We start from the raw sequence: 6,380 nt of genomic DNA, 5'->3' as shown, positions 1-6,380 counted from the left end.
TTACGGGGCTTCCCCCTCCCCAGCCCTCCCCCGCAAGCGGGGGAGGGAGCAAACCGTCATCGCGGCTAGACTGTGCCCAGAACCTGCAAGCGCAAGGGAGCCCGGCCCCTCACTTCACGTCCCGGATCCACTGATGCGGATCGGGGCTGCGGCCGTACTGGATGTCGACCAGCTGCTTGCGCAGGCCCATGGCGACCGGGCCGGCCTCGCCGCCGTTGATCAGGACGTCGCCGCTCGCCGAGCACACCTTGCCGATCGGCGAGATCACCGCGGCGGTGCCGCAGGCGAACGCTTCCTTCAGCTTGCCGCTCTTGGCGTCCGCCCGCCACTGGTCGATCGAATACGCCTCCTCGCGCACCTCGCGGCCGGCATCACGCGCCAGCTTGATGATGGAATCGCGGGTGATGCCGGGCAGGATGGTGCCGAGCGGCGGCGTCGACAACGAGCCATCGTCGAACACGAAGAACACGTTCATGCCGCCGAGCTCCTCGACATAGCGGCGCTCGATCGCATCCAGGAACACGACCTGGTCGCAGCCATGCGCGATCGCCTCGGCCTGCGCCTTGAGGCTCGCGGCATAATTGCCGCCGCATTTGACGCCGCCGGTGCCGCCGACCGCGGCGCGGGTGTAGTTCTCCGAGACCCAGATCGAGACCGGGGCCGGCCCGCCCTTGAAATAGGAGCCGACCGGCGAGGCGATGACCGCGAAGATGTATTCCGCCGACGGCTTCACGCCGAGGAACACCTCGTTGGCGATCATGAACGGGCGCAGATACAGGCTGCCCTCGCCGCCGGGGATCCAGGCGCGATCGATGCGGACGAGCTGCTCGACCGCCTCGATGAAAACCTCCGGCGGCAGTTGCGCCATCGCCATGCGCTCGGCCGAGTTCCAGAACCGCTTCGCGTTGGCATCGGGGCGGAACAGGTTCACGCCGCCATCGTCGCGCTTGTAGGCCTTCAGGCCCTCGAAGATCTCCTGCGCGTAATGCAGGACGGCCGCGGCCGGATCGAGCGGGAAGTTGGCGCGGGATTCGACCCGTGCGCTGTGCCAGCCCTTGTCCTGGCTGTACTGGACCACGGCCATGTGATCGGTGAACACCCGGCCGAAGCCCGGGTTGGCGAGCTTGGCAGCACGCTCCTGGTCGGAGGTCGGGTTCGTCGTCGGCTTGATGTCGAATGTCAAAGTCATGTCCTTGCTTCCCCCGCTTGATCGCCATTCGCGAGTTCTGGCGCCGACCCGTCCGATCGGACCAGTCGGCTTTTTGAATTTCGGACCTGCCGCGACCGGCTTTTGAGCCGGTCACCGGGCAAGCATGCCACCACAGGACATGCTTTTGCGCCCGGCGGAAGTCCAGTATGGTTTGCCGAAATGCCGCTCGACATCACACGGTTGTTCGATACGTCGCCCAGGGATGCCCGTCGGGGTTGCCTACGGCCCGTTCAGACACGCCTGAAGACCCATCGCCCGCCGATGAAACGATCTAAAATTTCGTAGCGGACGATTGTTTTGTAACATTGAACCGCAGAAACGTCAATATGGCTGACATAAATTTCTCGTCTCCGACGTTGAGCCCCGAGCTGCGCGCGGCTGAGCCCTCCGCGGCCGCCGGCGGCGAGCCGCTGCGCTGGGACATCATCGAGCTCTTGTTCTTCGCCTACCGCGACTTCGTCGGCGATGCCGACCACGAGCTGGAGGCGTTCGGGTTCGGCCGGGCGCATCACCGCGTGATGCATTTCGTCACACGCTATCCCGGCCTGAAGGTCGCCGATCTGCTCGACGTTCTCCGCATCACCAAGCAGTCGCTCGGACGCGTGCTCAAGCAGCTGCTCGACGAAGGCTACATCGTGCAGAAGACCGGCAACAACGATCGCCGGCAGCGCCTTCTTTTCGCCACGCCGAAGGGCGAGGCGCTGGTCGCCAAGCTGGCCGGGCTGCAGACGCGGCGCATCGATCGCGCGCTGGAGCAGATCGGACCGGCCGGCGCCGAGAAGGTCCGGCAGTTCCTGCGCGCGATGATCGATCGCGACGATCCGGACAAGGTGCTGGAAGCCATCTTCAAGACGCCTGTCGCCGCTGCCAAGGAGTGACCGTGACGATCGCCGCCATCGCCCCGCATCATCAGCAGACGCCGGCCGACGACGCGCCGCATCTCCTGCTCGTCGACGACGACCGCCGTATCCGCGACTTGCTGTCGCGCTTCCTGCGCGGCGAAGGCTATCGCGTCACCACCGCGGCGAGCGCGAGCGATGCCCGCGCCAAGCTGACGGGACTGCATTTCGATCTCCTGATCCTCGACGTGATGATGCCCGGCGAAAGCGGCTTCGACCTCGCCCGCTTCATCCGCACGCAATCCTCGGTGCCGATCGTGATGCTGACCGCACGGGCCGAGCCGGAGAGCCGCATCGAGGGCCTGCAGCTCGGCGCCGACGACTACGTCGCAAAACCTTTTGAACCGCGAGAGCTCGCGCTGCGCATCGGCAACATCCTCAAGCGCGCCGCGCCGCCGCCGGCCGAGGAGGTCGTCGAGCAGATCGCGTTCGGGCCGTTCGTCTATCATCTGGCGCGCGGCGAGCTGAAGCAGGGCGAGGAGATCGTCCACCTCACCGACCGCGAGCGCGAGATGCTGCGCATCCTCGCCAATGCCCGCGGCGAGACCGTGCCGCGCGGCGCGCTGACCGGCAACGGCACCGTCAACGAGCGCGCCGTCGACGTCCAGATCAACCGCCTGCGCCGCAAGCTCGAGAGCGATCCGGCCAATCCGCTGTTCCTGCAGGCCGTGCGCGGCATCGGCTATCGGCTGATGACGTCGGGCTGAGATGAGCGGGTTTCTGAAGCATAAGGCGGCAGCTCTCGCGTCCTCACCGCAAGATGTGAGACAAACCGACCTATCCCCGTCATTGCGAGCGCAGCGAAGCAATCCAGAGTCCCGCGATGACTCTGGATTGCTTCGTCGCTTCGCTCCTCGCAATGACGGCAGCACCGAGAGCGTCCCGACATGAGCACGCTCGACACCGGCCTCACCCTCATCCGCACCGCATCCCGCCGCGTGTCGCGCGCCAACAGCCTGGTCGGCAACGCGTTCAAGGGCTGGATGCCGACCGGCCTCTATGCCCGCGCGCTGCTGATCATGATCGTGCCGATGGTGATCCTGCAGACGGTGGTCGCGGGCGTGTTCATGGAGCGGCACTGGAACACGGTGACGCGACGCCTCTCCGCCGCAGTTGTGCAGGACGTCGCCGCGCTGATCGACATCTACAAGGGCTATCCGCAGGATAAGGACCGCACCATGCTGCGCCGGATCGCGCAGCAGCGGCTCAACCTCGTGGTCGACTTCCTGCCCGCCGGCGACATGCCGCCGCCGGGGCCAAAACCGTTCTTCAACCTGCTCGACCAGTCGCTGTCGAGCCAGATCGGCCGCCAGATCAGCCGTCCGTTCTGGATCGACACCGTCGGCCGCTCCAATCTGGTCGAGATCCGCATCGCGCTCGATGACGCCGTGATGCGCGTGTTCGCGCAGCGTGGCGCGGCCTACGCGTCGAACACCGATATCTTCCTGTTCTGGATGGTCGGCACCTCCTCGATCCTGCTGATCGTCTCGGTGCTGTTCCTGCGCAACCAGATCAAGCCGATCCTGCGCCTCGCAGATGCCGCCGAGAGTTTCGGCAAGGGCCGCGAGGTGCCGAACTTCCGGCCGCGCGGCGCGCGCGAGGTGCGGCGTGCGGCACACGCCTTCCTGGAGATGAAGGCGCGCATCGAGCGCACCCTGGAGCAGCGCACGGCGATGCTGGCCGGCGTCAGCCACGATCTGCGCACCATCCTGACGCGCTTCAAGCTGGAGCTGGCGCTGCTCGGCGACAGTCCCGAGATCGACGCCATGCGCAAGGACGTCGACGAGATGTCGCACATGCTGGAGGATTATCTGGCGTTCGCGCGCGGCGACAATGGCGAGATCGCGCAGCCGACCGACATCTCCAACGCGCTCGAGGAGCTGCGCGGCGACGCCGAGCGCAACGGCCATTCCGCCACGGTCTCGTTCCACGGCCTGCCTGTGGTCACCGTGAAGCCGCAGGCGCTGAAGCGCTGCCTCGGCAATCTCGTCTCCAACGCCGCGCGCCATGCCGATGCGATCGCCATCACCGGCCATCGCGACCACCGCTACCTCACCATCACCGTCGACGATGACGGCCCGGGCATCCCGGCCGACATGCGCGAGGAGGTGTTCAAGCCGTTCCTGCGCCTCGACGACGCGCGCAACCAGGACGAGGGCGGCACGGGCCTGGGCCTCGCCATCGCCCGCGATATCGCGCGGTCCCATGGCGGCGACATCACCCTCGGCGACAGCCCGATGGGCGGGTTGCGGGCGAGCGTGCGGATTCCGGTGTAGCGCGCTGCTTAGCTCACTCCTGCGCGACCACGGCGTCGAGCCACGCGCAGTTCAGTGCCGGAACGCGAGGATCCGGCACGCGAACGCCGCGTGCAGCCGCGGACAGCCGCATATCGCGCAGGCGCTTGCGCTGCTCATCCGGCAGGTACAATCGCTCGTGCCCCCACAGCGACGGGCCGTCAAGGGTCTCATGCGGCTGCCAGGTCGCGGGATCGATCACCCGGCCGCCCCAGCCATATTCGATGAAGAAGCCGGAGGGCGTGTTGACGTAGAACGAGGTCATGTGGTCGTTGGTGTGACGGCCCAGCGTGTAGGCCACGCGCCCGTCGTCGAGCTGTGCCAGGTCGTAGCCCTGGCCGACGTCGTCGAGACTACCTAGTTCCACCATGAAGTGATGCAGTGTGCGGCGACCGGAGCCGACCATCGCGAAGCTGTGGTGGCGGCCGTTGACGTGGAAGAAATAGAGCTTGTACGGCGTCAGGCCGAAGTCGGACACCTTGAAGCCGAGCAGGTCGCGATAGAACCGCAGCAGCGGCTCGACGTCCTCGACGTTGAGCACGACGTGTCCCATGCCGAGCGGCCCGGTGCGAAAGCCGGAGATCGGACGTCCCGGCCTGAAGGGATCCGAGGCGACAGCTGCACCCCAGAACACCTCGATCGTGTTGCCGGCGGGATCCTGAAAGCAGATCAGCTCGGTGACATGACGCTCGTCGACCAGTGCCTGCGAACCGCGGGCCACCTTCACGCCGTTGTCGTCGAGACGGCTCGCGAGGCGCGCGAGCGCCGCGGCGTCGCCGACCTCCCAGCCCATGACGGCGAGCCCGCCATCGCCGCTGCCATCGACGATCAGCCGCTGCTTGCGATCATCCATCCGATAGGCCTGCACGCTGGCCGCGCGATCCACGCGCTGCATCCCGAGGAGCTCGGTCGCCATGCGTCCCCACTGCTCCGCTTGGGACGACTTGATGCCGATGTAACCGAGCTCCGTTATTTCCATCTTGTTTTCTCCCGAAAGGTGCGGGTGGAATTTCGTATCAGCTCCGCGCGGTCCTGCAGTAGACTGCCGCCCCTGCATCCGGCTCGCGTTCTCAAGACGGTATCGGCGGACGGAAACGAAGAACAGGGAGGATTTTCCAAGTGTCCAAGCAACGGACGCGATCTCCGCAAGCCCGTCCTGCGGAGGGTGTCCGCGCCTTCAAGCGGGGGCTCGACGTGCTGCGCGCGGTCAATCGGTCCGGGGGCATTCGCGCCGGCGACGTGGCGCGCCAGCTCGATCTGCCGCGGCCCACGGTCTATCGGTTGCTCGAAACACTCGAGGAACTCGGCTATGTCGCGCGCAGCGCCAGCGACGACCGCTTCCGGGTGACGCGCCACGCGTTGAGCCTCGGCGACGGCTATGATCCCGGCATCTTCATCTGCCAGGTCGCCGCGCCCTATCTCGCCGAGCTCAGCCGCAGCCTGATCTGGCCGGTCGATCTGTCGACTTATGAGAACGGCGCGATGGTCATCCAGGAGACCACGCATGCGCGCAGCCCGCTCTCGATCGATCGCAGCATGATCGGCAAGCGCCTGCCGATGCTGCAGACCTCGGCCGGCCGGGCCTATCTGGCCGCTTGCCCGCCCGCAGAGCGGGACATCATCATCAACCACCTGCGACGCATCGAGAATGCGGAGGACGTTTCCTTCCTGGCGCCCGAGCGGCTGCAGCGCATGGTGACGGAAACGGCTCAGCGCGGCTATGCAATCCGCAACGAGGGCGAATTCAATCCGAAGACGTCGTCGATCGCAGTGCCGATCGTGCGGGGCGACGTCGTCTTCGGCTGCATTTCGATCATCTGGATCCGCTCCGCCATGACCCTCGAGGACGCCGTCGCTCAATACGCGGCCCCATTGCGCGACGCCGCAGCCGCGATTCCCGTCCAGGCCTGAGCGTCCGCTGCGCGGACAGTTTGCGACCGCGCCTTGAAGGTGCGAGGCGGTTGCGGAACAGATGCA

Annotated in this window: 6 protein-coding genes; 4 read left to right on the top strand and 2 right to left on the bottom strand. The window is 66.5% G+C overall.

Annotation, left to right across the window (positions count from 1 at the left end; all coding sequences use genetic code 11):
- Positions 1–109 precede the first annotated feature (109 nt).
- Positions 110–1,189 carry a branched-chain amino acid aminotransferase gene (locus QX051_RS25400; RefSeq protein WP_315778002.1) on the bottom strand — a complete coding sequence of 360 codons (1,080 nt, stop codon included), beginning with the start codon at positions 1,187–1,189 and terminating at the stop codon, positions 110–112.
- A gap of 347 nt (positions 1,190–1,536) precedes the next feature.
- Here QX051_RS25400 and QX051_RS25395 point away from each other — a divergent pair, with 347 nt between their 5' ends.
- From QX051_RS25395 to QX051_RS25385, 3 genes are all read left to right on the top strand, one after another.
- A complete protein-coding gene (locus QX051_RS25395; protein ID WP_315778001.1) occupies positions 1,537–2,088 on the top strand; it encodes a MarR family winged helix-turn-helix transcriptional regulator in 552 nt (183 codons plus the stop codon).
- Entirely contained in the window at positions 2,085–2,816 is a 732-nt protein-coding gene (locus tag QX051_RS25390; RefSeq protein ID WP_315736618.1) for a response regulator transcription factor, read from the top strand. The genes QX051_RS25395 and QX051_RS25390 overlap by 4 nt, the downstream gene beginning before the upstream one ends.
- Before the next feature lie 180 nt (positions 2,817–2,996).
- Positions 2,997–4,385 (top strand): ATP-binding protein, encoded by a 1,389-nt coding sequence (locus QX051_RS25385; RefSeq protein WP_315754775.1) that lies wholly within the window; start codon positions 2,997–2,999, stop codon positions 4,383–4,385.
- A gap of 13 nt (positions 4,386–4,398) precedes the next feature.
- Here the strand turns inward: QX051_RS25385 and QX051_RS25380 are convergent, their stop codons facing one another.
- On the bottom strand, positions 4,399–5,382 hold the full coding sequence (locus QX051_RS25380) for a VOC family protein (protein ID WP_315778000.1): 984 nt from the start codon (positions 5,380–5,382) through the stop codon (positions 4,399–4,401).
- A gap of 140 nt (positions 5,383–5,522) precedes the next feature.
- Between QX051_RS25380 and QX051_RS25375 the strand changes: the two genes are divergently transcribed.
- Complete coding sequence (locus tag QX051_RS25375; protein ID WP_315777999.1) at positions 5,523–6,314, top strand: DNA-binding transcriptional regulator; 792 nt, start codon at positions 5,523–5,525, stop codon at positions 6,312–6,314.
- Positions 6,315–6,380 lie beyond the last annotated feature (66 nt).

Source organism: Bradyrhizobium sp. SZCCHNR1053 (assembly GCF_032381235.1).
In the GTDB taxonomy this organism is placed as follows: domain Bacteria; phylum Pseudomonadota; class Alphaproteobacteria; order Rhizobiales; family Xanthobacteraceae; genus Bradyrhizobium.
This window is presented reverse-complemented; position numbering and strand designations above follow the sequence as displayed.

Coding starts and splice junctions, on each gene's coding strand:
- QX051_RS25400 (WP_315778002.1), bottom strand. CDS start 1,189: ATGACTTTGACATTCGACATCAAGCCGACGACGAACCCGACCTCCGAC.
- QX051_RS25395 (WP_315778001.1), top strand. CDS start 1,537: ATGGCTGACATAAATTTCTCGTCTCCGACGTTGAGCCCCGAGCTGCGC.
- QX051_RS25385 (WP_315754775.1), top strand. CDS start 2,997: ATGAGCACGCTCGACACCGGCCTCACCCTCATCCGCACCGCATCCCGC.
- QX051_RS25380 (WP_315778000.1), bottom strand. CDS start 5,382: ATGGAAATAACGGAGCTCGGTTACATCGGCATCAAGTCGTCCCAAGCG.